Source organism: Sphingobacterium puteale, from assembly GCF_050986225.1.
GTDB classification, from domain to species: Bacteria; Bacteroidota; Bacteroidia; order Sphingobacteriales; family Sphingobacteriaceae; genus Sphingobacterium; species Sphingobacterium puteale.
The window spans coordinates 4,666,390-4,692,460 of sequence record NZ_CP158959.1 but is presented as its reverse complement, the minus strand read 5'-3'; the positions used below and the strand labels follow the sequence as shown (position 1 = coordinate 4,692,460).

Here is a 26,071-nt window from a genome sequence, read left to right as displayed (position 1 = left end):
ATTTTTACGACCAAGCTTGGAGCAACATAGAGCATTCATTGCCGTTTACTTACTCTTTCATTACTTTTTTATGGTCAATACAGCAAGGAAACGACAACCAAATATCAGAGAAATAGCAAAGAAATTGCGAATTAGAAGTAAAGCAGAGGCCAGCCAGGTCCCTAGAAAGTGCGAAGAAACGGTCTATAATAACCAAAGGATCTCCAATAAATAAGCAGAGAATAAGCAAAGAAAAAGGCCATATCTCATTGCTTTTTTATTAAAAAATCGCTTTTTTGATATGACCTTTTCTGCTTTCTTTAGTGATCTACAATAAATCCTGCGGCATGTCAAGCAGCGGCCGCAGGACAGGCAACCGCTAAAGTTTTATTTCATTATCGTCAAAAAGCTTGGCATCCCGTGTGTTTTTCTGAACGGCAATCGCCGAGAATATACTTAATGAAAAAGACATGGCGTAAAACCCTTTTTCGCTTAGCAGCAAATCAGCGTTCCATAATCCCACCACAAGTAAGACTACGGCGGCAATGGTTGCAAACCAACTTAAGCCGTAATAAAGTTCAGTTACGGCAAGTCCTTCGGCTTTATCTCTAACACTTTTCTGAACAGAGATAACTGCAAATAAGGCAAACAATAGGATGGTAAAATAATATCCCTTTTCATTTAATGCCATTGAGGCATTCCATAGCCCGATGCAGTAACCAATAGTTCCAACCAGCAAAGCGGTCCACGATGCGCCAATGAACGCTCCTGTCGGTTTGAACGGATTTCTTGTGTTTGAATCCTTTTTCGAAATTTTTTCTTCAATCATGTTTTTTAGCGGTTCCATAATTTTTATTTTTTATTGTTGTTTTTGTTATTTGTTGATTCAAATATCAGGAGTATTCAATAGGATATAAAATCAATTTGTTGAAAATACTGATGATATATTTTTATTTATTAAATTTGATTTTCTGCTAAATTTGACGATATGGATTCAATTGTAGAACTTATTAGTGTATTAGATAATGATGATATTAAGGACTTTAAAAGTTTCCTGAAAAAGAAAAATAAGCGGAATGATGTCAAGAATATCAGATTGCTAGAAATTTTAGAAACTGATGATATAAATAGATTAAAAAAACTCTATGGATCTTCAAAAAATAAAGACGCTTATCATGCATTAAGGAAAAGATTACATGATAGTCTACTATTGTTTATTTCAAATAAAACCTTTGAACGAGATAACAGTGAGGCGCATGAAGCCCTGAGGCTGCTTATTGTTGGGCGTTTTTTGTTGGAGAATGATTTGATAAAACCTGGGTTTAAATGCCTTCAACGGGCCGAACAAAAGGCTTTACTTCTGGAGCAGTTTAGTCTGCTCAATGAAATCCTACAAGTTAGGTTGCAATATGCCTATCTGGAATCTCATCCTGAATTAGAACTATTGGTGGATCGTTTTAGGGTAAACCAGCATAAAATGCAGCAGGAAGCAAAATTTCAAATTGCTTATGCATTTCTCAGGGTCGAATTGCAGGATATTCATTTAAAGGGGAAGATTGTAGATCTGAATAAATTGGTGCTTGATACAATCGGTAAATATGATATTTCATTACACGAATTATTGTCTTTTAAGTCGCTTTATCAGCTTTTGTTTATCGCTAACGAGTATGCAATGATCCATCAGAATTATGCCTTGGTTCGGTCATTTTTGAAAACAAGTGATGAATTTATAACAAGGCAAAAGGCAAATTCAGTGCATCACTCGTTTTACTACCTGCATATCCTTTATTATCTCGCTAATTTCAACTTACGGAATAAGCTATTTGATGAAAGTCTAGCGTATTTAGAACAGTTGATTGCAGGCTGTCGTCCGGGGACAGTGCTTCGTGCTCAATTTCATTTGCGTTATTATTTACTAAAGGCCTTAAACTACCATTATATGGGCGAAGGGTCACAAGCCCTTGCTATTTTAAGACTTGGGATCCAACAATCAACATTGAAGTCAAATGAGGCTGATCTGGCCGACTTACAATTATGTCTGGTTATGTTTTTGACGCAATTTCAAGATAAACTAGCATTGACGGAATTAAGGAAAATGATTCGAACGGATGCTTGGTATGAGAAGAAAATGGGTATGCTCTGGACGATCCGAAAGAGTTTGTTGGAGATATTGATCCATATTCAATTTGGGGATATTGATCTTGCGGTTTCGCGTGTGAAAAGCTTTAAGCGCCGGTATAGAAGATACTTGGAGACGGTTCGGGAAGGTCGCGTTGTTCATTTTTTAAGACTGGTTGAAAAGTATCTTAAAAACCCGGCGATGGTGAAAAATAAAGCTTTTATCGCCGCCATTGACAGCATGGCCCAAGATGTCGAAAATCAAGATTTATTTGTGCTGGGATTTATTGCCTGGTTAAAATCACTGATCACATCGGAAAGTCCTTATCAAGCTTTATTGCATCTGACCGGAACATTGAAATTGAAAAAAGATCAATAATAAATAGTCAATATGATCTCTTTTGGAGAAAGGTCAATAACGGCTTGCAATCTTTCGTAGAATTTTACATTCACCATCGTACAGCCCTGGATCAAACATATGGAAGCAACCTGTTCATAAAGGGATGTTTATCCATTTTTGGCAGTTTATATCGTTATTCCACTGTTCTGTTAAATCGCTCAAATGATTTCCAATATTTATCTTTATAGATTGTATAGTCTATCTGGAGCTGATTTTGATATTGTGTTATTAGCTGATCTATCGTTTGGGAGGATTTTCTAAATTCCGTGCAAGCGAGATAAACTTCCCTTAAATTGTCCGCTGTTTCCCGGCCAATATTAAGGTAGCCAATATCATGTGGAAGACTGACCATGAGTTCATCCTCAAATTTATCCATTAAGTCGTATGTTTTCTGGTCAGGCATGCCGTTTGTGGCTGTTCCGTCATAATTGATCCGTAATGTTGCGATCCAAGGATGTGAGGCCTTTCCGTCCCAGTCCAATAGTGTCGTGTTTATTATGGCTAAAATAGGCCGGTCATTTTCCAAGACACCCTCAAAAGCAGCGTAGGAATCATTTTCGGTTTCGTGTCTTATATCTGTATATTTTTCAATAAATTCTTTTTCCCGCCATATTAAATAGTCTTTTAATTTGATCAGCGGAATGAGCTCTCCAGTTGCTTGTTGGCTTGACGTGACATTTAAGTTGTCAATGGTGATGATTGAATTTAGCTCGCCGATATAATTATCCAAGAAGATTTCAACGCCATGAGCGATGTTAGCTTTGTTTTCCTCCGTATAATCGGGATGGACAATAATAATATCGACATCATCGGGACGGTATCTATGTTCGATGGGGTAAAAATACATGGTGTTAATATCAAAGGAAAATCCATACATTTTTATTTTGAATTTCTCCATATCTTCGATTGCCGGTTTTAATGCCGTGAATTTCCAGTTTGGAAGGGGAGGCGCTGCATCTACTATGGCCTCAACAAATGCGATATTTTTTACAACGCCATCAGGAGTAATGACAAGTTCAGCTGTATTATCGTTATACATTCCTGTTAAAAAATAGAGCTCTTTTCGGAGGGCGTCAATTCTTGGAGAAAGTTTGCTGAAAAAATTCTGATCAATATTATCACTATTTTTTACTGTTTGGAAAAAAGCCTGCTCGTTTTTTGTAAACCAAATCCAGAACTCCTGTATACCATCTTTTTTATTTTCTTTCTTACCAAAAATATTGTTCAAAAATCCCATAATTCCTATTTATTCGATTGAATCCTTATATCGTATGTAAAAACTATTACATCTTTGCTTTTTAAAATTAATGATATAATTAGGATCCAACAAGGGATTTGCTGTTTAAAAATTATCTGACAAACAATTGATCGAGCAGTTTGTTAAGGATATTGTTGGAAATTATAAATTAATCTTGAGCATATGAAATTTAACAAATTAACATTTTGCCTTTTGGCAACATCTGCAGTACTTTCTTTTTCTGCATGTAAATCGGGGTTATCGGATGATAAATTAGAGGAAAAGATCGAAAATGCACTTACGGGACGTAAGACTATTGATGTTGAGGTGGAAAAAGGAAAAGTAATCCTTAGCGGGACTGTAGCGTCAGAGGAAGAAAAGCAACAAATTGAATCGATCGCAAAAACGGCAGGAGATAAGGATGTCAAATCTATTCAAAATGATATTGTTGTGAGTGCTCCTGTTGCAACAACACCGGCACCCATTACAGTATCAAATAATGATGCTACACTTGGTGCAGCTGTAAATACGTTTATGAAAGATTTTCCATCCGTTCAGGCGAGTGTTAAAGATGGAATTATTTCGGTAACAGGAACGTTGGAACAGGCAAAGATTGTTACGTTGAAACAAGGTTTGGATAATCTAAATCCAAAAAAAGTGGATTTGAGTGGTATTGTTGTAAAAAAATAAAATAACAAAAATTATGTCATTACAAGAAAAATATAAAGTTCTTTTGGATACTGCGCAATCTTCAGGAGTTAACGATCTGAATTACGCTGAAATGGATGGTGTGCTTCAGATTAGGGGTACTGCACCGACCGCTGATGTGAAAAATAAATTGTGGGAAATTTATGGAAATATAGATCCCAACTTCCAGACCGGTGATGTTGTCTTAAATGTTGATGTGGCTACAGAGGTGCCCGGAAGCCAGGTGAAGGTAATCACAGAGAATAGCAACTTAAATATTCGAAAAGGCCCCGGAACTGACCAGCCTATTGTAGGAAAAGCAGCGAAGGGTGAAATTATCACATTGATCAGCAAAGCTAATGAGCAATGGTGGTTAGTGCGCACCAACGATAATGAAGAAGGGTATTGCTATGCGCAATACCTTGAGTCTGTCTAATACAATCAGTCCCTGAATAAAACATGAGGAGATCTATCTAAGGATATTTCTCCTTTTTTTTGTCTTTATGCTGTCGTGTTAGTGCTTTATATTCCCTGTTTGAATCTAGTTTCATGTGGACTTGTGTTTTTTTGGTGTAATAATTGTAATATATGTTTTGCAACAAATTTATTACAATATGTCGAAATTGAAATTTTTCTTGTTCCCATGTATTGCTTTGTTGGGACAAATAGCCGTAGCTCAGGAGTATGTCCGATTGGATAAAGACAGGTATCAGTTACATTTATCAGAATCTCCAAAAGACACTATTAACATCGTTGAAAAAGGACAAGTCACTAAATTGAAGCAGGGAAAATATATTGTGCAGCAAAATCAATTTATGGGCCCCTCTAATGCCTTTATTGCGGTCAACAAAGATGGTTTAGTGGATGGAAATTTTAAGATTGAAAAGGAGGGAAAGCGTGCTGTGGTTCAGGTCAGGCATGGTGTAATGCAGCAAATGGATGTGCAGACTGATGCGACATTGGATTTTCAGTATACAATTACGGATACTTCAAGTGTACAGCGTGATTTCCGAAACGGTAAAATCAGTCAGGAAAAGATCGTGATTTATCAGCCTAATATCGGGAAGAAGAAAGTATTAAAGACTTTTTTTGACAGCTACTATACCATTGAAAATGAGTTTGACCACAGTAAATCGGAGTATGGCCTGGATAACAAGTTACTTTATAAAGCGAAGTTGGATTGTGTCGGTCAGGTAGTCGAATCGAAGTCTTTCAATAGGGACGGCCAACTGCTTAAACATACCTATAAAAAAGATAACGTCAATTATACCGACTTATATCAGCATAATAATCTTGTCGAGCGTCTGTACAAATCCAATGGTTCGAGCTATAGGGAATATTTTAAGAACCAATTATTATTGAAGAAAATTGTTGAGAAAAAACGAAATGGCCGAGTTGAGAGATATGTATATAATGCCGAGGGTAAATTACTGGAGAAAAGTAATGATAATGGATCGAAAAAAGGAGATGAGAATAACGTGTAGTTGAGTTTTTAGTAGGAGAGGATAAGGTGTAATTGGGCGGCTGATAAGAGCTGATTGGAGTCAGATGTCATGTGGTATTGAATAAGAGGGGATGGTATTACTATATTATCGTGGCTTTTTTGATTTTTGGAAATATAGCGTTAACTTTGTTAAGGCAATGAAGAAAATGAACAACATATTACGTCTTCCATTTTTCTTTAATTATTATCTCCCGATAGTAGTTCGGGAACCTTATGCCTATTAAAATTCAGAAAAATTAATTATTTATATAGCTAAGCCCGAACATAACGTTCGGGCTTTTTTGTTTTATAGCATTATGTTAACAGATTTAGAAGAGAACATTGAAATTATGTTGCCAAAGGATGGGCTGAGGTCCAAGTTGCAACGATCCAAAGAAACTCGGCGTCCGCTGATTATTAAACTGGGGTTTGATCCTACGGCTCCAGACCTTCATTTGGGGCATGCTGTGGTGTTGAAAAAGCTTAAGCAATTTCAGGAACTGGGCCATCAAATCGTCGTTTTGGTTGGGAGTTTTACCGCGCGTATAGGGGATCCAACAGGCAAAAATAAAGCGCGCCAACCCTTGAATCAGGAAAAAATAGCTGAGAATGCTGCAACCTATATTGCGCAGTTAGCTAAAATTATAGATATGTCAAAGACAAAAGTTGTCTTTAATGGTGATTGGTTGGATCAATTGGATTTTGCGGAGGTTATTCAGCTTGTTTCCAAAGTGACGGTCGCGCAGCTTATGCAGCGGCATGATTTTCATAAGCGCTTTACAGACAATCAGCCGATCGCCATGCATGAACTTATCTATCCAATATTGCAGGGGTTTGATTCCGTACATATCAAAAGCGATATTGAAATGGGGGGAACAGATCAATTGTTTAATTGTACAATGGGGCGCCAGCTTCAGGAATCTTTTAATCTCGATCCTCAGCTTGTCTTATGTGTACCGCTGCTCAGAGGATTGGACGGCAAAGAGAAAATGAGCAAATCGCTGCACAATACCATTGGGCTGTTGGATGAACCGAATGAAATGTTTGGCAAAGCGATGTCTATTCCCGATGGCTTAATCCCAGATTATATTGACCTAACGACAGACTTTACCCCGGCGGAAAAGAAGGAACTAAAATCACGGATGGAAATAGGCGAAAACCCGATGGAAGTCAAAAAGCTTATTGCATATAATCTTGTGGCTCAATATCATGATCCGCGGGCAGCTGCAAATGCGTTGGATTTTTTTGCTAAACAGTTCCAGCAAAAATCATTCGATAATAAAAGTTTTGAAGAGGTATCGTTGCAACATGTTCATGCGCAATTGGGTTCTGTTGCAAAACTCGTCGACCTTTGTCACTTTTTAAAGAAAGATCTGAGCAAGTCCGCTCTGCGCAGACTAATTGCTGAGGGGGCAGTACAGATTGATTCGAACAAATGTCTGGATCCTGATATGCCCGTTAACTTGGAAACTGGTTTTAGAATTAAATTAGGAAAAAGAAGTTTTTTTAGATTTGTTTAGGAAGGTTTTATGAGTCATACCTTTAATATATTTTGTAAAAAAGTGAGGGAATGTAAGGTTGGTCTTTTGGGAACCATAAATATTTCCTACCTTCATACAAAGTCTCGCACTTTATTTTGATACCGATTATAAATGGAAACATATAATAATATTGTTTTGGAGCAGCTGCCCAAACACTTAAAGCGCTATGTAGTCGCCCAGCAATACGAACGTTATACCGCTTTGGACCAAGCCTTGTGGCGCTATGTCATGCGTCAGAATTATTCCTTTTTAAAAGATGTTGCTTATTACCCATACATACCGGGATTGAAGAAAGCGGGGCTCTCCATTGCGCATATACCGGATCTGCAACAAATGAACGATAGTTTGAAATTAATCGGTTGGGGAGCTGTAACGGTTGATGGATTTATACCACCTGCAGCTTTTATGGAATTTCAGGCACATCGGGTATTGGTTATAGCTGCAGATATCCGACAATTAGAACATATTGAATATACGCCCGCACCGGATATCATTCATGAATCATCTGGCCATGCACCGATCATAGGTGAGCCCGATTATGCCGTTTATTTGCAGTACTTTGGTGAAATCGGGACAAAAGCATTGTCGTCCCGGAAGGATTTTGAATTGTATGAGGCTATTCGCCATTTATCAATTTTAAAAGAGCAAGCGGGTACAACTGAAACCGAATTGGCGGAAGCTGAAAATAAATTGAAGACTGTACAGGACAATATGGGCGAACCTTCGGAAATGGCTTTGTTGAGTAGGTTGCATTGGTGGACTGTGGAGTATGGTCTGATCGGTAGTCTTGATGATCCTAAGATTTATGGTGCAGGTTTACTGTCTTCCATCGGCGAAAGTGCCAGTTGTATGCAAAAATCGGTACCAAAGCTACCTTATGATTTAAATACTATCGCATATACCTATGACATTACTAAGCCACAGCCGCAATTGTTTGTTACACCAGATTTCGAACATTTAATGGATGTCCTGAATCAGTTTGCCGATACCATGGCTTTCAGGCTTGGAGGTAAGCAGAGTTTGGAAAAAGCGATTGACTGTCAGGCTGTATGTACTGCAGTTTATAGTTCTGGATTGCAGGTGTCAGGTGTTTTTAAAGCGGCAAATGCAGACCAGTCTATTTCCTATATACAGACAACAGGGCCCACGGCATTGGCGTGCACTGGGAAGCAATTAGAAGGACACGGTATCAGTTATCATCGGGAGGGATTTGGTTCTCCGGTTGGTTACTTGGTAGACAGCAACAAAGACCTGGCCGACTTCTCAGAAGAAGAATTGAGCGCTTATGGCATTAATCAAGGAAAGCGATGTTCTTTGCGTTATTCTTCAGGGATCGTGGTTGAGGGCGTTGTTTTGAAGGTTGTGCGTCAAGGGGGTAAAGCTGTGTTGATTTCGTTTGAAGATTGCGAAGTCTATCGAAATGACCGGATGGAAATTTATTTTAAACCGGAATGGGGGACTTACGACATGGCTGTTGGTACGGAGATTATTTCAGTCTTTGCAGGTGCAGCTGATAAAGATGCTTATGAGACCGTTGGCGAAGAGATCGCAGAGCCATCGGCGGTATTGTATACACAGAATGAAGATTCAAAATTGCTTTCCTTGCATGCGCTGATCGGAGCGCTTCGGTCGGGATCATTTGATACGGAGCGTTGGACGGATATCTTTGATCAGTTGTCTGCTGAAATTACAGATAACTGGCTCGCGCTGGTAGAACTTTATGAGATCGCCTGGGCGAATCATGCCTACGACTTAGCTGAAAGTGCCCAAGGTAAGCTTAAAGCTATTATTACAATTCGGCCTAGCCTGAAAAAACTGATAGATGATGGTATACGGGTGGCGAAAGAAGAACCCTTAAATAACCATTGAGTGAAATGATTGACCTTGGTAATAGAAAAATTTGGTAAAACTTTCTATATTTGAAATGTTTAATTTATCCAGTTATTTCTGATGAACGAAAAGTATACTCCCGGAAAACACCTGTTGATGACATTGCAGGTAGAGGAGATATCGTTGTTGACAACCATGGATACTTTTTTGGAATTTACCAAAAAGCAGATGAGTATCCATAATTTGCAAATTGTAGGTATTTCCACCCATTCTTTTGAGGGCGGTGGATTTACTGCTGCAATTTGTTTAATGGAATCGCATATCTGTATCCATACCTGGCCTGAGTATGGACAATTGACATTAGATGTCTATCTCTGTAATTATCTGAAAGATAACAGTGAAAAAGTTTTGTATTTGGGTAAGCTCTTTAAAACTTATTTTAATGCAATAGTTATGAATGAAACTGTGGTTAATCGGTAGCTTATGGATGTAATTTGCAAAAAATGTGGACATTTACACCAGTTCAAAATTGAGGTAACTGATTTTTCGGGCTTCGTTTGTGCCAACTGCCACAGTTATTTTAAAGGGTCGACACTTGAAACCTTAACCTATGTAAAGGAATTTTCAGCTCCCTTGGTCATGCAATGGGCTACTTTGGGAGAACTTGTTCGCTTCAAGAAAAATAGCTACTGGATTATCACTAAGATACAGCGCTATTCAAAAAATGGCGAATATGGGAATGAGTTTGTGGGATTAAATGCGAACAAAGAAGATATCTACTTCAGCGATGGTGTAGATTATGCTTGTGCTTTACATACCGTAGAACGGGATAAGGTGATGCTTTTGCCGAAAGGCAACACCTGTAAATTTAATAATAGACACTATGACCTGGAGTATACGGAAGAGCAAACTGTCGTCTATGCCGAGGGTTTTGTATTTGAAGACCTGCAATCAACCTCGACGACCAATACTTACATTCAGACCGTTAATGAGGATCGGTTTATTTCTCAGGAATTTATTGATAATGACGTACAGTACTATCAGGGAATTTATCTGGATGACGAGGTTTATTATAAGATTTTTGATAGTTATAATAACTACACTGCCCAAAAGGAAGTTGTGGGGGGTAAGCTGAGAAATATTGGTGTCTTTGCTATTTTGCTTTTGGCTGCTCTATTCTGGTTTTTAAATTGGGGCCAGATCAGTAAGGATGAGTATAAATTTGATGAAAAATTCTCCGGAAAAAAGACAAACTCGGAATTTGTCGGCGCATCTTTTGAATTAAAAGGTGATAAACCCAAGAAACTGGTCCTGAATGGGATATCGGAATCTAAAAGCCACCCCATTCAGCTGTTGGTCAAACTGGTCAATGAAAAGACAAATGAAATTATAGAGGCAGGTACTGCCGTACACGAGAATAATGACGTTAATTATGCGAGTGGATTGACCGTCGATTTTTGTCGTATCCAACCGGGGATTTACCACCTTGTTTTTGCGACCTCTGCAGCCAATGGTACCGCCGATATGGCTGTTAATTTTGAACTCACGGAGGATTATAAATTAACATACGGCGGTACCGGTTATACTTTTTTTATTCTTTGTCTAGTTGGAGTTGTTGTTCTTTTGGGAATTTTTAGATATCAAATTCTGTCGATTAAAAATAAAAACTTTGTCGCTAGGGCAGAAGGCTTGGGTTATTTTGATATCTTAAAATTTGATCGGCTGGGGATAGCATTAGTTGCTTTTTTCGCCTTTTTTGTTGCTGTTAACCTATTTGTAAATTCCTCCAGAGATTGCAGGACTACAATGCGGACAAGCACCTTGGAAGACCATACCTATACAGGATCAAGATCGCATTATCGTCGATCCTTTTACGGTAGCGGTGGTAGTTATAGTGGATATGGTTCAGGTCATAAATAAAAATTAATATAAAAATGAATTACGAATTGTTTTATAAAGGAATTGCAGCATCATTGATTTATTCGCTTATTGGAATTGCTGTATTGCTACTGGCCTATTGGCTTATCGAGCGATTGACACCGGAACAATCTTGGCAAGAGATCGTAAAGAACAAGAATATGGCTTTGGCGATTGTTTTTGCGGCTTTTATATTAGGCATATCGATTATAATAGCTGCGGCAATACATGGGTAAAAAGAGCAATCTGCCCATTTTTCTCTTATTTGCGGTATTTGTCATTGCTACTTGCGGGCTCATCTACGAGCTGGTTGCGGGTGCATTGGCGAGCTATTTATTGGGAGATTCAGTCAAGCAGTTTTCATTTATAATCGGTACCTACCTGTTCTCGATGGGGGTGGGATCTTTTTTAGCGAAATACATCACCAAAAACCTTTTTGACCGGTTTATTGATATTGAACTGTTGATCGGGGTCATTGGCGGTTGCAGTTCCGTCGTTTTATTTTTACTGTTTCAGCAGGTCGAGCACTTTCAATTTGTACTCTATTTCTTTGTTTTTCTGACAGGCTGTCTCTGTGGTATGGAGATACCCTTATTGATGAATATTCTAAAAGATAGGGTTCAGTTTAGAGATTTGGTTTCCAATGTATTTGCCTTTGATTATATCGGCGCATTAATCGCTTCTGTGCTGTTTCCTATCCTGCTGATTCCCCGGTTGGGCGTGATGGGAACATCACTGTTTTTTGGGATCATTAATATTTTGGTAGGCGTCTTTCTATCATTCTATCTCGCTAAAAGACTTAAAAATCCCAACTGGATTAAAGCCAAGTCACTAGTTTGTCTGGCATTGCTTTCGGCTGTGTTTTTTTATTCCGATGATTTGCTTAAATATTCCGAAAGTCAATTATATGGGAATAATATTGTCTATAAACATTCTACACCCTATCAACGTATTGTTCTGACAGAGAGTAAGGGTGAATATCAATTGTTTCTGAACAATAATTTACAGTTCAACACCAAAGATGAATATCGGTATCATGAGGTTTTGGTGCATCCGGCGATGTCTATGGCCAAAGATGTATCGCATGTCTTGGTATTTGGTGGTGGAGACGGGCTCGCTGTCCGGGAGGTCCTGAAATATCCAGGTGTAAAAAAGGTTACATTGGTGGATCTGGACGAGGGGATGACCAAATTGTTTCAGACAAATGAACTACTGGTCGGTCACAACAAAGGCTCGCTAAACGACCCAAGAGTAAAGGTGATCAATCAGGATGCATTTATCTGGGCAAAGTCTGCAAAGGAAAAATTCGATGTCATGATTATAGATTTTCCGGATCCTTCAAATTATAGTCTTGGAAAATTATATACGACAAGTTTTTATCAAAGTCTACTACCGCTTATGACACCCCATACGATGGTGTCCGTACAGACAACTTCGCCTTATTTTGCACCCAAATCTTACTGGTGTATCCATGAGACAATCAGCACGGTTTTTCCAAATACTGTCGCCTATCACACCTATGTACCATCCTTCGGCGAATGGGGGTTTTGTCTATTTTCAGCGAATATGACACAACAGTTTAAGCATATTGCCCGACGGGTGGATAAGCTGCGGTATTACAATTATCATTTTAGAGAACTGACTGAGTTTCCAGCCGACATGCGTGCGGATCATGTAGAAATAAACCGTTTGGACAATCAGATTTTAGTGCGGTATTTTGATGAAGAATGGAGTAAGATTTAATCCCTCGCGGCGTGATTTTCTCAAGCTTGCATTCTTGGGGACAATCGGCCTGCAGTTTGCTCAGGCCTGTAAGAAAAAGGTGAACCGTATTTTTTTGCGCCTGACGGGGACAGATCATATTTTGGGCCACCGTCTGCGATTTCAAGATTTCCCCAAACCTACAGCAGTGGTTGAAATACCTATTCTGATTCTCGGTGCTGGTGTAACCGGACTATCGGCTGCTTATCGTTTGCAACAAAAGGGAATGAGCAATTTTCTGCTTTTGGATATGGAGTCTGAAGTAGGGGGCAATGCGCGTCATGGCGAGAATGCTCATAGTCGTTATCCGTTAGGAGCACATTATCTTCCTATTCCGAATGCTTCCAATATTGAACTGTTGCGGTTTTTGGAGGAATCGAAAATTATCGTCGGCTGGACGAATGAAGGTGTTCCATTATTTGATGCTGAACAATTGTCCTTTGCCCCGCAGGAACGACTTTTTATTCATAATATCTGGCAGGAAGGCATTGTTCCCAGCTATGGATTGTCCCAGCAGGAGGCGGCTGAAATAGATCGTTTTATGACACAGATGGGTCAGTTTAAGCAATTGAAAGGTAGCGATGGAAAGTACGTTTTTGATATCCCGATGCGTAATGCTTCGCAGTCGGCTTATCTCAAAAGATTGGATGTACTGACGATGCGTTCATGGATGGAATCAGAGGGGTATAAGACGGAACCTGTTTTTAGTTATGTGAACTACTGTTGTCGTGACGATTATGGTACCGGTATCGCAGCCACTTCTGCTTTTGCTGCTATACATTACTTTGCGAGCCGAAAGCACGATTGGTCTGCCTACCAGGATCTGGTGCTCACCTGGCAGGAAGGGAATGGGCGATTGGTCAGCCATTTAAAAAAATATGCGGATGGCAGGGTATTGAATCAACATCTGGCTTATCAGATACATGTTGGGCAAGATGCTGTGGAAGTGTCGGTCTTCGACGATAAAGCGAAATTGTCAAAGACTATCAGAGCCCAGAAGGTGATCAATTGCTGCCCACAGTTTGTCAATCAGTATCTATTGCCAAACCGTACGGCATTGACGAAAAAATTTCATTATGCACCCTGGATCGTAGCGACTATTGTCTTGCATCGTTTCCCTTTTACAGATGGTGCGACACTTTCCTGGGAAAATATTATTTATAACGGAAAGGGATTGGGCTATGTTTATGATCAGCACCAGAGCCTAAATCAGCTGCAAAGCCCTTTTGTGATTACCTACTATCATAGCCTGGGAGAGGGGGACCTCAACGGAAACCGGAAGCAGCTATATCAGTGGACAGACCAGCAATGGAAAGAGTTTATTATGGAAGATCTGGAGAAGGCACATTATGGAATAGAAAATGAAGTCATCAGTATTGAAATTTTTCGACATGGACATGGAATGATCAGCCCTGTCAGTGGTTTTCTATCAGACGAAGCGCGTACCGAACTGACAAAACCTATTGCTGATAAAGTCTATTTTGCACATTCTGATTTAAGTGGTATATCTATCTTTGAGGAAGCCTTTTATCAGGGAATCACCATAACCGATCAGGTTCTAGCTGACCTTGGTCAAAAGGAAGCATAGCTGTCGGTCTATGCTTCCGGATTTCTGTAGATGTGTAATAGGTATTGTGTTCCCGATATTTTTATATGTTTGCCTATTTGTAGTATTGTGCATCGAAGTTTTTATAGGCTCAATAGTACCTGCCATGCTTTGTCTAATTGCTCCGTATCCAACAATTGCGCCGCGTATTCATGTACTTTTTGTGTCAATCGTGGTGAGTCTTGCTTAAAGTTCAGCCGGAGGTAGTTTAAATATTTATCCTCCTGGGAGGCCTGCTCTAAAACTGGCAAAGATTCTACATTGGCCAGTAACCCGAGATGGTTTCCGGTAAGTACTTTGGAAAGGCGAATACTTTCGGGCAGCTGATCTACGCCAATACCCAGATTGCGGAGTGGTTTAGGAACAATAAAGAGGTTTTCATTGGTTACACGGCAGTACCAATCGCCGCCGAGACGGGCGACCAGATCTAGTTCCTCTTGTTTTATCGTATTGTTTTTGTGCAAGAGTTCTTTGTGCACATGCATATAGAGTACCTCTGCAATAACGAGATTTCCTGCGCCTGGTTCGTCGCTCAGGGCGATCACTTCTCTCACACGACATTCCAGTTGAACCGGAGATTCCGCTACCCGCGGTGGACGAACGTGTAATGATGGGATCGGTGTAAATCCAGATTTGTCAAATTCATTTACCTCCTTGTTGTACTCAGTACTGGCCAGTGACTGTTGCTGTACCATCGCATAGTTGACGATATTGATGACGACCTCATTGACTTCCTGAATATTGTCCAGTGTATGCTTGGTACTGCCATCACGCATGCGACGCAAGGGTGAGAACACGCATATTGGTGGTTGGTGTGACATCAGATTGAAGTAGCTGAAAGGACTCAGGTTGACATTGCCCGCTGCATCGATTGTACTCGCAAAACAGATGGGACGAGGCGCAATGGCATATTTGATTAAATTATCAATGATGGTTTTATCAGCCGAGGACTCAAAAGTAACTGTATCGAAAGAAGAAGAATTCATTTTTTGTATAGATTATTGGTGGTATAATACAACGGAATTGGAAAGCTTGCCCAGACCTGTTACTTCCAGCTCGATCTGGTCGCCTACCTGCAACCATTGATCCTGATGAGCAGGATTCTCCATGCGTCCAGTGCCGTTGAGTTCTAAAAAACATCCTGTTCCAACTGTTCCGGAACCGATCACATCTCCCGGAAAGAGACGCACACCATAGGAGACGCGTTCGATAATTTCGGCAAATGTCCAGTGCATCGTAGCAAAATTACCGGAAGAAACCTGTTGACCATTCACGCGGCATGACATGTCGAGATTGTATCTGTCACCGATATGATCTCCTGAAGAATTAATTTTATAAGGTTCCAATTCGTCCTTGGTGACTAGCCATGGACCAATTGCCGTAGCAAAATCCTTTCCTTTGGCAGGCCCAAGACTTAATTTCATCTCGTCCATCTGGAGTTTTCGCGCGCTAAAATCATTCATGATCATGTATCCGGCAATATATTTATCAGCCTCTGAGGCAGGGATATTTATACCTGTTTTATTGATTACGATGGCCACTTCAAGTTCAAAATCCAGTTGCTCAAGATGGAGTGGCATACATTGTACCGGGCCAGGGCCTTGTATGGCCTGATGATTGGAAAAGTAAAAAACAGGAAATTCATCGAATTCCGGAATCATATCCAGTCCGCGGTTTCTTCTTGAGGTCGCTACGTGCTGCCGAAAAGCATAGGCATCACGCACTGATTTCGGGTGCGGTATCGGTGCAACAAGCTGACTATCTTGTAATAACTGGTAAGGTCTCGATATCCGACCTTCCGTCAACGCAATATGATAATACTCTAAATCATTTATGGCTTCATCTCCACGGATCAAAAAATCAGCCATATCGGTCGGAAGGGAAGGGGCTATCTCCGAGCAGGTGTATACCCGGTCATTGATTATAATACCTAATTCATGTTGGCCATTTTTCGTGCACGTAACAATTCTCATATCGGAATATTCTATTGGTTATTCAATCTTTGAATGCGACACAAATATATCGTATAAGTTTTGAAAAAAATATTTCTTCACTTGAAAACAGAAAAATATTCTTACCTTTATTATAACATTATAAACTAGTAAAAATGATCAATCGTGGAATACATCGCTTTGCGTCATCCATGCCCTATATTGCTTTTAATAGAGCAATTATAGCTGATATCGTTTTTGCCCAATACTAATCCCCTCGAATTTTTTGCCAATCGATGCTATTGGCAACGTTGATATTCATTTATTTTTTATAACCGTTTTAAATCGTAGAATTATGCCATTTTATGTTAAACAAGGGCAAATTCCAGCACAGCGACATACTGTTTTTAGAAAGCCCGATCATACGCTCTATGCTGAAGAATTGGTTTCTACTCATGGCTTTTCCAGTCTTTATTCGCTCGTGTATCATTGCCACCCGCCTACGTTGGTCAAACAGATCCGTGAACCCTATGATGTCACGCCAAAGATTGCCCGTGAAAAACATCTTAAACATACCAGTTTAAAAGGATTTCAGGTTCAGGCCAAAGATGATTACCTAGAAAGCCGTACACCTGTTCTGGTCAACCAGGACCTACACATTTCACTGGCCGCTCCTCGTCAGTCCATGACGGATTATTTTTATAAAAATAGCCAGGCCGATGAAATTATTTTCGTGCACCAGGGAACAGGGAAACTCAAGACGGGCTACGGAAGTATTCCTTTTCAGTATGGAGATTATCTGGTCGTCCCTAGGGGTACAATTTACCAGATGGAATTTGATCAGACAGGCAACCGATTATTTATTGTTGAATCGTTTTCGCCAGTACGTACGCCAAAGCGGTATCGCAATGAATTTGGCCAGCTGATGGAGCATGCTCCTTTTTTTGAGCGGGATATACGTGTACCGCAGGATCTGGAAACTTTTGACCAGCTTGGTGATTTTGAGGTGAGAATCAAGAAACAGGGATTGATTTATCCTTACATATATGGAAGCCACCCTTTTGATTTTATTGGTTGGGATGGCTATCATTTCCCTTGGGCATTTTCCATTCATGATTTTATGCCAATTACCGGAAAATTGCATCAGCCACCACCTGTTCATCAGACTTTTGAGACTGATACCTTTGTGTTGTGTAGTTTTTGTCCACGTCTGTATGACTATCATCCGCAATCTGTACCCGCACCTTATAACCACAGCAATGTAGACTCGGATGAAGTGCTATATTATGTGGATGGTGATTTTATGAGCCGGAAATCGGTTGAAAAAGGACAGATTACATTACATCCGGGTGGTATCCCGCATGGACCTCATCCCGGTACGGTCGAAAAAAGTATTGGACAAGTTAAAACCGAGGAACTTGCGGTCATGATCGATCCTTTCCGTCCCCTGATGCTGACCGAAGAGGCGCTAAAAATTGAAGATCCGGATTACTTTAAATCCTGGATGAGTTAAGTTAAATACGAATAACCTTTATATAAATTATGGCAAATACATTTGCAGAGAAGATTGCCCAAGCGCAAGATTTTCTACCTATTAATGGAACCGATTACATTGAATTTTATGTGGGGAATGCGAAGCAGGCCGCACATTATTACAAAACTGCCTTTGGTTTTCAGTCGGAGGCTTATGCAGGGCCAGAGACCGGTATTAGAGACCGCGCATCTTATGTCTTAAAGCAAGATAAAATACGGCTGGTGCTGACCACAGCCCTTAAATCAGACCACCCCATCGCTGAGCATGTCAAAAAGCATGGCGATGGCGTCAAAATATTGGCTTTATGGGTTGATGATGCCCGCAAGTCATTTGAGGAAACGACCAAAAGGGGAGCAAAAGTCTATCAGGAACCGCAATTGCTCAAAGATGAACAAGGGGAGGTCTGGACGGCAGGGATATACACTTATGGAGAAACAGTGCACCTTTTTGTGGAGCGAAAGAACTACAATGGTTTATTTATGCCCGGATATGAAAAATGGGAAAGCGACTATAACCCAGCAGAGACCGGTTTGCTCTATGTCGATCATTGCGTAGGTAATGTAGGCTGGAATAAAATGAATGAAACAGTTCAATGGTATCAGGATGTGATGGGTTTTGTCAACATTCTGTCCTTTGATGATAAGCAGATCAATACCGAATATTCGGCACTGATGAGTAAGGTGATGAGTAATGGCAATGGCTATGTAAAATTTCCGATTAATGAACCTGCCGAGGGAAAAAAGAAATCTCAAATTGAGGAATATCTTGAATTTTATGAGGGTGAAGGTGTGCAGCATGCGGCATTGGCAACGAAGGATATTGTACGTACGGTGCGGGAACTTAAATCCAGAGGGGTTGAATTTCTAGGAGCTCCTCCAGAAGCATATTATGACATGCTACCAGAAAGGGTTGGAGCAATAGATGAGGAAATCCGGATTATCCAAGAACTGGGTATTTTGGTGGATCGTGACGAAGAGGGGTATCTCCTTCAGATTTTTACCAAACCTGTAGAGGACAGGCCAACTTTATTCTACGAGATTATTCAGCGAAAAGGCGCACAGAGTTTTGGCGCCGGCAATTTTAAGGCACTTTTTGAAGCAATCGAACGTGAACAGGAACGCAGAGGTAATCTATAAGGATATGTTGGGTATGAAAGAATTATTGCGTGCATTTGAGCACCGGAGTCCGGAAATCGTATTTGAGTGGAAAGATAGTGAAACTGATGCCAAAGGATGGATTGTTATCAATTCGTTGCGGGGCGGTGCAGCGGGCGGAGGCACACGGATGCGTGCAGGCCTGGATCGGCATGAAGTGGAGTCCCTTGCCAAAACAATGGAAGTAAAGTTCACGGTTTCAGGCCCTGCTATCGGTGGTGCCAAATCCGGTATCGACTTTGACCCACATGATCCCCGCAAAAATGAGGTTTTAGACCGTTGGTTTAAAGTGGTGACGCCGTTATTAAAAAATTACTATGGTACAGGCGGGGATCTTAATATCGATGAAATCCATGATGTCATTCCATTGACTGAAGAATATGGCCTATGGCATCCGCAGGAAGGTATCTTGAATGGACATTTTAAGGTAAATGAGAGCAACCGTATCCACCAAATAGGACAGTTGCGCTATGGAGTGTCCAAAGTGTTGGAAGATAATACCTACAGTCCGGATTTAAAGCGTAAATATAAGGTTGCAGACATGATAACAGGCTATGGAGTTTCTGAATCTATCCGCCATTATTATCAACTTTTTGGAAGTGACTGTATAGGAAAACGTGCAGTCATCCAAGGCTGGGGAAATGTTGCCGCTGCCGCAGCTTTCTACCTCGCTAAGCTAGGCGTGAAAATTGTCGGAATTATCGATCGGGCTGGTGGTTTAATCAATCGGGAAGGCTTCAGCGAAGCGGAGATTACGCAATTATTCCTGGATCGCAAGGGAAACGAGCTTAATTCACCGGATTTGATGTCATTTGAACAGATTCAGAAAGAAATATGGGGATTGAAGACCGATATCTTCGTTCCAGCAGCAGCATCACGTTTAGTTTCAAAAGATCAGATCCAGCAGCTCCTTGAAAATGGACTTGAAGTCATTGCTTCTGGTGCAAATGTCCCTTTTGCTGATCAGGAAATATTCTATGGTCCAGTGATGGAGTTTGCTGATCAGCATGTTGCGGTGATCCCTGATTTTATCGCTAATTGTGGTATGGCAAGGGTATTTGCTTATTTAATGCAGCGAAATATAGAAATGAGTGATGATGCGATCTTCTCTGACGTTTCAAAGGTGATTTTTGAAGCTTTAAAAAAAATAAGAGATTCTTCGGCAGACCGTACACAGATCTCTTCGAGAGCGTATGAAATCGCATTGAAACAATTGGTCTGATTCTTTTACGGGAGTCGTTAAACGAAAAACACTTGAAGCGGGGAACTTCAAGTGTTTTAACTAACCAATTATTAACCTAAATTTATGAATGCTTAAAACAGTGCAATACCTGTGCCAAAACTTATTTACCTAAGATGAATAAATTGTCATTTTTTTGTTAACTTATAATTTCGCTTCCATTTTGGATAAACACCCGAACCGTGGATTCTTTAAAAGTTAATTCTTGGTTGAACCGCGATCGGTTACACTGGATTAAGGTTTGTCGGGTTATTGAGAGTTATTACTGCTTTTTATTGTATAAGATCTTGATAAACAGAAACTCCTGAAGCGGGGAGCAACAGGAGTTTTCCTAACCAATTATTAACCTAAATTTATGAAAAGTACAGGTATAACGTGATCCGAACATAAAATGTTTCAACTATTTTTACTTTTTTACATTTTTTAACATTTTTTAGTATTTCTATATTGATTTTCGGTAAAATATTCTAGTATTTACATTCTTTTCGTATTAGAAAATAAAAAACCTGTTAGCGGGGACTAACAGGTTTTTTATAAACTAACTAATTATTAACCTAAATTTATGAAACTAGTAAACAACTTTCAATAAGAATGCCAGGGCATAAATTCCCCAGTCGGTTTAACGATTTTTAACGCTTTCTATGTCCAACAGGCCTTTGCCCCATTGTACCAAGGCTGTCGTATTTTATTTTTCAAACCTTTTATCGCTTGTAAATGTTTACTTAAGCAGAGTGAGCAAATAATCAGTGAAATTGTTTAATATAAAGTACATGTCCTTATCCTATCTTTATCAATTCGAAAATTATAGAAGCCCTTTTTGGGCTTTTGCTATCCACGATGGTCATCATATCGATGCGGATTTAGAACCGTATTTGCATATTGCTCCCGAAGATCGTTTACGTGAGGAGGATCCGTATACAGCAATTTTGGCAGAATTGCCCTTTAACCGCCTGGTTTGTGGCACATCGAGGTTCCAACTGGATTTAAATCGGAGTAAGGATGGCGCGATTTATCTGACTCCCGAACAGTCCTGGGGAATTCAGGTCTGGCGGTCAGCGTTGCCGCAACAAATAAAAGATCAACTTTACGAATCATATGACATGTTGTACCGGAAGATAACGCAGCAGATTCAAAACACCATTGACCGCTATGGTTATTTTGTTATTTATGATATTCATAGTTATAATGCGCTCCGGGATGGGCCGACGGTTATGATCGACAAAGTAAACAATCCACAGATTAATATTGGAACGGCAAACAATCACGGCAAATGGCAGGAATTGACCAGCGCATTGATGGATGTGCTTCGTACGGGTAAAGATGGGCAGGTCTACGACGTGCGTGAGAATGTTAAATTTAAGGGCGGCTTTTTGTCATCTTATTTAAATGAGCAATTTGGCGATAAGGGTTGTGTGCTTTCTATTGAGTTTCGCAAGGATTTTATGAATGAATGGACAGGAGAGGTTTACCCTCAAAAGTTACAGGAATATAAGCAACTTTTAATGCAAACCACTGACACCCTCGAATCCTATTTTGCCTATGAAAGATAATGCAAAACAGTTAGCGGGTATCCTAAAAAAAATCAAAAATAAGGAGGTTTTTCATACGCAAATACCACCAAAAAATAAAATGGTATTCAATCAGGTTGTGCCTTATTTATTTTTGTATCGACAGTTTTTTAGTCCGGATCCGATGCTGGCGGAACTGGTAAAATCCGAACCCGCGTATTTTAGAGTTAAGGATCCGGAAATGAATGTATCGGACTGGATCGCACCGATACTTAACCAGTTCGTCGAAGAATTTGGTGCATGTCTAATTATAGAAGCTTGGACCGCAAGCCCGGGGCAGGAAGAAGATATTCAGATCCATATTGCCCGGAAAAACGTACAATCCATTGCACAATATCTTGGAAAGCAATTGGAAACGGAGGAATCTATTGCAAAAGTCGAAATTGTGACCGACACGAAAACCAATGCGACACAGAGTCTCTCTCCGGCGAGTATACAATTGGATAAACTAAATAGTAATATCTTGTATATGGGATTAGAAATCAAACCGAAGTATCTGCTGGGGGCCAACCAACAGATACTTCCCATTGATCTTCGCCATTTTCGTGAGGCTATATCCCGAAGTTTATCCAAAACATTTTTTGAATTTATTCGCATACATACCCTGTCAAAACCAACATCATTTAAAATTAGTCATCCCAAAAAGATGCTTCCCTTGGCTTGGGAAATCGATCAAAAATTGGCCCGCGAAAGCCAGCGGTTTGATTTTCTATTGTTGGTGACGCCGACAAATTCCTATGACGCCTGGCTGCAGTTCAAAAATGGAAACTATCGTAGAGTCCCTGTTTTTCATTATAGACCCATGCCCATTGATCCCGATATTATTAAACGTAACCTCTATAATCTGCATATTGAAGATCTTTATGACCCTTCCATAGCTTACTTGTTTCGGGATAAGCGCAAAGAGCTCGATCAGATGATGAGCATGCTGAGCGAAAGGGGGAAAGAGGGCTTTTTACTGGGCAGCATGCAAGTGTTTGGTACCGTAAACGAAAAGCTGTTGGAGAAAGCGCAAGCCATATTAACAATTACAGCGACTGACAGGGAGCATCGGACAAAGGAAGAGGATATCGTCTATGCAGAAGAGTTTGCGAAACTAGCACAGGAAGAACTGGATTATTTAAAAAGCCAGGATCCTAATTTTGGTACGACTGTACGGCTTCGGGATGATATCTATGGCGTGATGGTGAATCAAGGGGTCTTAAATATCAGTAAACAATATAGTCTGCCCCGACATCGGGTACAGGCATTGATCCAACACGAAGTTGGGACTCATATCGTCACCTACTATAATGGTAAACAACAGCCCTTCAGTCTTTTTAGATTGGGAGTTCCGGGATATGAGAAGCTTCAGGAGGGATTGGCCGTACTCGCCGAATATTTGGTTGGCGGCTTGACGAATAATCGATTACGCATATTAGCCGGTAGGGTGGTAGCGGTATATCACATGCAGCAGGGAAACACTTTTTTAGATACATTCGCGCTGTTGGTGGATAAATATCAGTTTCTGCCAGAGACGGCTTTTCAGATGACCATGCGTGTTTTTAGAAGCGGAGGGCTCACAAAAGATGCGTTGTATCTCAGTGGTTTGATCGAATTGATAAATTATATAAAAAGCGGTCGGGATCTCACCTTGCTGACTATGGGCAAGATCAGGGAAGATTATATCCCGATAGTCGAAGAATTAATGCTTAAGGGGATTCTAAATGCTCCGGTTTTGACACCCAAATACTTGACATCACCCTATAAAGATGCATTAACCAATCTCAAGAAAAGTAAAGGAATATTTCAGATGATACAATAATCAGCGACAATATATGAAGATAGCATTTGTTATTAATCAGACCCATAAAGAAACCGAGCGTTTCACAACAACCCTGCTCGCATTGAAAGCACATCAGCTAGGGCATGCGATTTATTACATCGGACTGGCCGATTTTTATTATGAATCTGCCCTTATTGCCGCCCATGTACGGGAGGTGCTTCCTACACAGCAGATTAGCTCTGCAAAACAGTTGATGGAGGTGTTGAGAGCTACAGCAAAGACAAAAATGGAATTGGAGAAGATGGATGTGATCTGGCTTAGATTCGATCCTGTTTTGGATATGGTGAATCGACCCTGGGCAGCTTCATCTGCGCTGCAGTTCGCTTCCTTATTAAAAGAAAAAGGTGTACAGGTCATTAACGATCCCGATAGTTTGGGCCGGGCAAGTAACAAATTGTATCTCGAGGGTTTTGACGAGTCTATCCGACCCAAAACAATTGTAACCAGAAATTATGCTGATGTTGTCGAGTTTTTTGAGCAGCAAAATAAACTGATTATTTTAAAACCTTTAAAGGGGTCTGGTGGAAAAAATGTGTTCTTGATCAATAAAGATAATCAACAGAATCTAAAACAAACAGTAGAGGCTATTGCCAGGGATGGCTATGTGATTGGACAGGAGTATCTGCCCGAAGCAGCTGCCGGTGATATCCGTTTTTTTCTGTTGAACGGTGAACCCGTCTCTATCAATGGAAAATATGCTGCTGTTCATCGTGTGCAACAAGGGAATGAGATCCGGAGCAATGTGCACCAAGGGGCAAAAACCCAAGCCGCGATAATCTCGCCGGAGCTGCTACTTATGGTTGATAAAATCAAAGACAAATTGATACAGGATGGAATGTATTTTGTCGGTTTGGATATTGTGGGCGATCGTATTATGGAGATAAATGTTTTTAGTCCGGGAGCTTTATGCCAAACAGAAGAGATTGTAAAAGAAGATTTTTCCGCATTGATTATCAAAAATCTTGAAGAAAAAATAGGGTCTGCTAGAAGTTCATCGGGTGTTTAATAAGGCGATTATATGTAATTGGTTTTATAATAAGGGGGCAAAGATCAATAATTGACTGGGCTTTCTAAAAGCATACCTGATCTTGAGAAATAAGTTGTTTTTTGGCGTCATTTTAATTCTTTTAGGATTGTTGTAGTGAGAAGCTGACAAAACGCGGGATTGATGGAAATTATGAGTTTGAGATGAATCAAGGCATTTAAATTCTTGTTAATTTTAAGAAAATATAAAAATACGATGTTTATTATTGATTCGCCTTCCCACGATGCTTATTTCAATATTGCTTCTGAGGAATACCTGCTCACGAAATATCCGAAAGAACCCATTTTCTTATTGTACATGAATGATCCGTCAATTATTATCGGTAAATTTCAGAATACTTTGGCGGAAATCAACCTTGATTATGTGAATGATCATAAGATTAAGGTCGTTAGGAGAATGTCTGGCGGTGGTGCCGTATATCATGATTTAGGAAATCTCAATTTTTCCTTTCACACCTTATTGGGAAATCTTGATTTTATGGATTTTTCGACTTTCACGCAACCTATTGTTTCTGTTTTGAATAAATTGAATATTCCGGCAAAACTGGAAGGAAGGAATGACCTGCTGGTGGATGGAAAGAAGTTTAGTGGAAATGCTAAGCTCGCAAAAAATGGTAAAATGGTTCAGCATGGGACTATTTTAATTGATTCACAGATGCAGATATTGAGCGATGCATTGAAGGTAAACCCGCTTAAATTTGTCGATAAAGCTGTCAAGTCCAACCGTGCGAGGGTGACAAATCTGATCGGTTATTTACCTCAGGGTTTTACAACGGTAAAATTTAAGGAACTATTGATCGCAGAAATGCAGCGTGAAAATCCTGATGCGGAGATCATTAATTTCTCTGCAACTGATATCCAGCATATCCAACATCTTGTGAAGGAAAAATATGAAACCTGGGACTGGAATTTCGGTTTCTCTCCGAATTATAATTTTAAAAAAGCAATCAAGATCCCCGCCGGTTTTATAGAAATACATTTAGATGTACATAAAGGTTCTATTGAGCATGCTAAGATTTTCGGGGATTTTTTTGCTTCTGAATCTATTCATGAACTGGAGCAGCTATTGATTGGAAAAAAACATCAATTGGAAGAAATCAGAGCGCTGTTGGAAGCCATAGATCTAACTTCGTATTTTGGAAAAGTTGATGTAGCTGAAATTTTGGAGCTATTTAAATAATAGCTATTGTATTATCCCATTGGGACTTAAATAAAA

General features: G+C 40.0%; 22 protein-coding genes. 18 read left to right on the top strand and 4 right to left on the bottom strand.

Going from position 1 to position 26,071, the window contains the following annotated elements:
* Window positions 1-358: 358 nt before the first annotated feature.
* The gene (yiaA, locus tag ABTV71_RS19985) at window positions 359-808 is read right to left on the bottom strand and encodes an inner membrane protein YiaA (protein ID WP_245971313.1); all 450 of its coding nucleotides are present in this window, start codon (window positions 806-808) and stop codon (window positions 359-361) included.
* A 159-nt stretch (window positions 809-967) separates the two neighbouring features.
* Here yiaA and ABTV71_RS19980 point away from each other — a divergent pair, with 159 nt between their 5' ends.
* Window positions 968-2,476: a hypothetical protein gene (locus ABTV71_RS19980; RefSeq protein WP_433900823.1), complete on the top strand. Its 1,509-nt coding sequence runs from the start codon at window positions 968-970 to the stop codon at window positions 2,474-2,476.
* A 154-nt stretch (window positions 2,477-2,630) separates the two neighbouring features.
* On the opposite strand, the gene ABTV71_RS19975 is transcribed toward ABTV71_RS19980, so the two are convergent.
* Window positions 2,631-3,734 carry a DUF695 domain-containing protein gene (locus ABTV71_RS19975; RefSeq protein WP_433900822.1) on the bottom strand — a complete coding sequence of 368 codons (1,104 nt, stop codon included), beginning with the start codon at window positions 3,732-3,734 and terminating at the stop codon, window positions 2,631-2,633.
* 183 nt (window positions 3,735-3,917) lie between these two features.
* Between ABTV71_RS19975 and ABTV71_RS19970 the strand changes: the two genes are divergently transcribed.
* From ABTV71_RS19970 to ABTV71_RS19925, 10 genes are all read left to right on the top strand, one after another.
* The gene (locus ABTV71_RS19970) at window positions 3,918-4,424 is read left to right on the top strand and encodes a BON domain-containing protein (protein ID WP_121123948.1); all 507 of its coding nucleotides are present in this window, start codon (window positions 3,918-3,920) and stop codon (window positions 4,422-4,424) included.
* Between the two features lie 13 nt (window positions 4,425-4,437).
* Complete coding sequence (locus tag ABTV71_RS19965; RefSeq protein ID WP_120260658.1) at window positions 4,438-4,857, top strand: SH3 domain-containing protein; 420 nt, start codon at window positions 4,438-4,440, stop codon at window positions 4,855-4,857.
* A 178-nt stretch (window positions 4,858-5,035) separates the two neighbouring features.
* Complete coding sequence (locus ABTV71_RS19960; RefSeq protein ID WP_433900821.1) at window positions 5,036-5,905, top strand: hypothetical protein; 870 nt, start codon at window positions 5,036-5,038, stop codon at window positions 5,903-5,905.
* 316 nt (window positions 5,906-6,221) lie between these two features.
* Window positions 6,222-7,424 (top strand): tyrosine--tRNA ligase, encoded by a 1,203-nt coding sequence (gene tyrS / locus ABTV71_RS19955; protein ID WP_433900820.1) that lies wholly within the window; start codon window positions 6,222-6,224, stop codon window positions 7,422-7,424.
* 132 nt (window positions 7,425-7,556) lie between these two features.
* Window positions 7,557-9,314 (top strand): aromatic amino acid hydroxylase, encoded by a 1,758-nt coding sequence (locus ABTV71_RS19950; RefSeq protein WP_433900819.1) that lies wholly within the window; start codon window positions 7,557-7,559, stop codon window positions 9,312-9,314.
* Between the two features lie 81 nt (window positions 9,315-9,395).
* On the top strand, window positions 9,396-9,755 hold the full coding sequence (locus ABTV71_RS19945; RefSeq protein WP_433900818.1) for an S-adenosylmethionine decarboxylase family protein: 360 nt from the start codon (window positions 9,396-9,398) through the stop codon (window positions 9,753-9,755).
* A gap of 3 nt (window positions 9,756-9,758) precedes the next feature.
* A complete protein-coding gene (locus ABTV71_RS19940) occupies window positions 9,759-11,195 on the top strand; it encodes a hypothetical protein (protein WP_433900817.1) in 1,437 nt (478 codons plus the stop codon).
* A gap of 14 nt (window positions 11,196-11,209) precedes the next feature.
* Complete coding sequence (locus ABTV71_RS19935) at window positions 11,210-11,428, top strand: DUF350 domain-containing protein (RefSeq protein ID WP_120260664.1); 219 nt, start codon at window positions 11,210-11,212, stop codon at window positions 11,426-11,428.
* The gene (locus ABTV71_RS19930) at window positions 11,421-12,935 is read left to right on the top strand and encodes a polyamine aminopropyltransferase (protein ID WP_433900816.1); all 1,515 of its coding nucleotides are present in this window, start codon (window positions 11,421-11,423) and stop codon (window positions 12,933-12,935) included. Before ABTV71_RS19935 ends, ABTV71_RS19930 begins: the two co-directional genes overlap by 8 nt.
* Complete coding sequence (locus ABTV71_RS19925) at window positions 12,913-14,541, top strand: FAD-dependent oxidoreductase (RefSeq protein ID WP_433900815.1); 1,629 nt, start codon at window positions 12,913-12,915, stop codon at window positions 14,539-14,541. Before ABTV71_RS19930 ends, ABTV71_RS19925 begins: the two co-directional genes overlap by 23 nt.
* A 101-nt stretch (window positions 14,542-14,642) precedes the next feature.
* On the opposite strand, the gene ABTV71_RS19920 is transcribed toward ABTV71_RS19925, so the two are convergent.
* Together ABTV71_RS19920 and ABTV71_RS19915 are read right to left on the bottom strand one after the other, a co-directional pair.
* Window positions 14,643-15,545, bottom strand: coding sequence for a flavin reductase family protein (locus ABTV71_RS19920; RefSeq protein WP_121123933.1), 903 nt, complete (start codon window positions 15,543-15,545; stop codon window positions 14,643-14,645).
* Window positions 15,546-15,557: 12 nt separating this feature from the next.
* Window positions 15,558-16,532: a fumarylacetoacetate hydrolase family protein gene (locus ABTV71_RS19915; RefSeq protein WP_433900814.1), complete on the bottom strand. Its 975-nt coding sequence runs from the start codon at window positions 16,530-16,532 to the stop codon at window positions 15,558-15,560.
* 313 nt (window positions 16,533-16,845) lie between these two features.
* On the opposite strand from ABTV71_RS19915, the gene ABTV71_RS19910 reads away from it, so the two are divergent.
* From ABTV71_RS19910 to ABTV71_RS19880, 7 genes are all read left to right on the top strand, one after another.
* Complete coding sequence (locus ABTV71_RS19910; protein WP_121123929.1) at window positions 16,846-18,003, top strand: homogentisate 1,2-dioxygenase; 1,158 nt, start codon at window positions 16,846-16,848, stop codon at window positions 18,001-18,003.
* Between the two features lie 29 nt (window positions 18,004-18,032).
* Entirely contained in the window at window positions 18,033-19,160 is a 1,128-nt protein-coding gene (hppD, locus tag ABTV71_RS19905; RefSeq protein ID WP_120260669.1) for a 4-hydroxyphenylpyruvate dioxygenase, read from the top strand.
* A complete protein-coding gene (locus ABTV71_RS19900) occupies window positions 19,132-20,400 on the top strand; it encodes a Glu/Leu/Phe/Val dehydrogenase dimerization domain-containing protein (protein WP_245971312.1) in 1,269 nt (422 codons plus the stop codon). Before hppD ends, ABTV71_RS19900 begins: the two co-directional genes overlap by 29 nt.
* Window positions 20,401-21,188: 788 nt before the next feature.
* Window positions 21,189-21,968, top strand: a complete 780-nt coding sequence (locus ABTV71_RS19895) for an N-formylglutamate amidohydrolase (RefSeq protein WP_433900813.1) — start codon at window positions 21,189-21,191, stop codon at window positions 21,966-21,968.
* The gene (locus tag ABTV71_RS19890; RefSeq protein ID WP_121123925.1) at window positions 21,958-23,790 is read left to right on the top strand and encodes a flavohemoglobin expression-modulating QEGLA motif protein; all 1,833 of its coding nucleotides are present in this window, start codon (window positions 21,958-21,960) and stop codon (window positions 23,788-23,790) included. The genes ABTV71_RS19895 and ABTV71_RS19890 overlap by 11 nt, the downstream gene beginning before the upstream one ends.
* 13 nt (window positions 23,791-23,803) lie before the next feature.
* The gene (locus tag ABTV71_RS19885; RefSeq protein ID WP_121123923.1) at window positions 23,804-24,817 is read left to right on the top strand and encodes a glutathione synthase; all 1,014 of its coding nucleotides are present in this window, start codon (window positions 23,804-23,806) and stop codon (window positions 24,815-24,817) included.
* A 234-nt stretch (window positions 24,818-25,051) separates the two neighbouring features.
* A complete protein-coding gene (locus ABTV71_RS19880; protein ID WP_433900812.1) occupies window positions 25,052-26,035 on the top strand; it encodes a lipoate--protein ligase in 984 nt (327 codons plus the stop codon).
* The last annotated feature ends 36 nt before the right edge of the window (window positions 26,036-26,071 follow it).

What these genes read in the sequence shown, in the direction of transcription:
- yiaA (WP_245971313.1), bottom strand. Translation starts at nt 808, where the DNA reads ATGATTGAAGAAAAAATTTCGAAAAAGGATTCAAACACAAGAAATCCG.
- ABTV71_RS19980 (WP_433900823.1), top strand. Translation starts at nt 968, where the DNA reads ATGGATTCAATTGTAGAACTTATTAGTGTATTAGATAATGATGATATT.
- ABTV71_RS19975 (WP_433900822.1), bottom strand. Translation starts at nt 3,734, where the DNA reads ATGGGATTTTTGAACAATATTTTTGGTAAGAAAGAAAATAAAAAAGAT.
- ABTV71_RS19970 (WP_121123948.1), top strand. Translation starts at nt 3,918, where the DNA reads ATGAAATTTAACAAATTAACATTTTGCCTTTTGGCAACATCTGCAGTA.
- ABTV71_RS19965 (WP_120260658.1), top strand. Translation starts at nt 4,438, where the DNA reads ATGTCATTACAAGAAAAATATAAAGTTCTTTTGGATACTGCGCAATCT.
- ABTV71_RS19960 (WP_433900821.1), top strand. Translation starts at nt 5,036, where the DNA reads ATGTCGAAATTGAAATTTTTCTTGTTCCCATGTATTGCTTTGTTGGGA.
- tyrS (WP_433900820.1), top strand. Translation starts at nt 6,222, where the DNA reads ATGTTAACAGATTTAGAAGAGAACATTGAAATTATGTTGCCAAAGGAT.
- ABTV71_RS19950 (WP_433900819.1), top strand. Translation starts at nt 7,557, where the DNA reads ATGGAAACATATAATAATATTGTTTTGGAGCAGCTGCCCAAACACTTA.
- ABTV71_RS19945 (WP_433900818.1), top strand. Translation starts at nt 9,396, where the DNA reads ATGAACGAAAAGTATACTCCCGGAAAACACCTGTTGATGACATTGCAG.
- ABTV71_RS19940 (WP_433900817.1), top strand. Translation starts at nt 9,759, where the DNA reads ATGGATGTAATTTGCAAAAAATGTGGACATTTACACCAGTTCAAAATT.
- ABTV71_RS19935 (WP_120260664.1), top strand. Translation starts at nt 11,210, where the DNA reads ATGAATTACGAATTGTTTTATAAAGGAATTGCAGCATCATTGATTTAT.
- ABTV71_RS19930 (WP_433900816.1), top strand. Translation starts at nt 11,421, where the DNA reads ATGGGTAAAAAGAGCAATCTGCCCATTTTTCTCTTATTTGCGGTATTT.
- ABTV71_RS19925 (WP_433900815.1), top strand. Translation starts at nt 12,913, where the DNA reads ATGAAGAATGGAGTAAGATTTAATCCCTCGCGGCGTGATTTTCTCAAG.
- ABTV71_RS19920 (WP_121123933.1), bottom strand. Translation starts at nt 15,545, where the DNA reads ATGAATTCTTCTTCTTTCGATACAGTTACTTTTGAGTCCTCGGCTGAT.
- ABTV71_RS19915 (WP_433900814.1), bottom strand. Translation starts at nt 16,532, where the DNA reads ATGAGAATTGTTACGTGCACGAAAAATGGCCAACATGAATTAGGTATT.
- ABTV71_RS19910 (WP_121123929.1), top strand. Translation starts at nt 16,846, where the DNA reads ATGCCATTTTATGTTAAACAAGGGCAAATTCCAGCACAGCGACATACT.
- hppD (WP_120260669.1), top strand. Translation starts at nt 18,033, where the DNA reads ATGGCAAATACATTTGCAGAGAAGATTGCCCAAGCGCAAGATTTTCTA.
- ABTV71_RS19895 (WP_433900813.1), top strand. Translation starts at nt 21,189, where the DNA reads ATGTCCTTATCCTATCTTTATCAATTCGAAAATTATAGAAGCCCTTTT.
- ABTV71_RS19890 (WP_121123925.1), top strand. Translation starts at nt 21,958, where the DNA reads ATGAAAGATAATGCAAAACAGTTAGCGGGTATCCTAAAAAAAATCAAA.
- ABTV71_RS19885 (WP_121123923.1), top strand. Translation starts at nt 23,804, where the DNA reads ATGAAGATAGCATTTGTTATTAATCAGACCCATAAAGAAACCGAGCGT.
- ABTV71_RS19880 (WP_433900812.1), top strand. Translation starts at nt 25,052, where the DNA reads ATGTTTATTATTGATTCGCCTTCCCACGATGCTTATTTCAATATTGCT.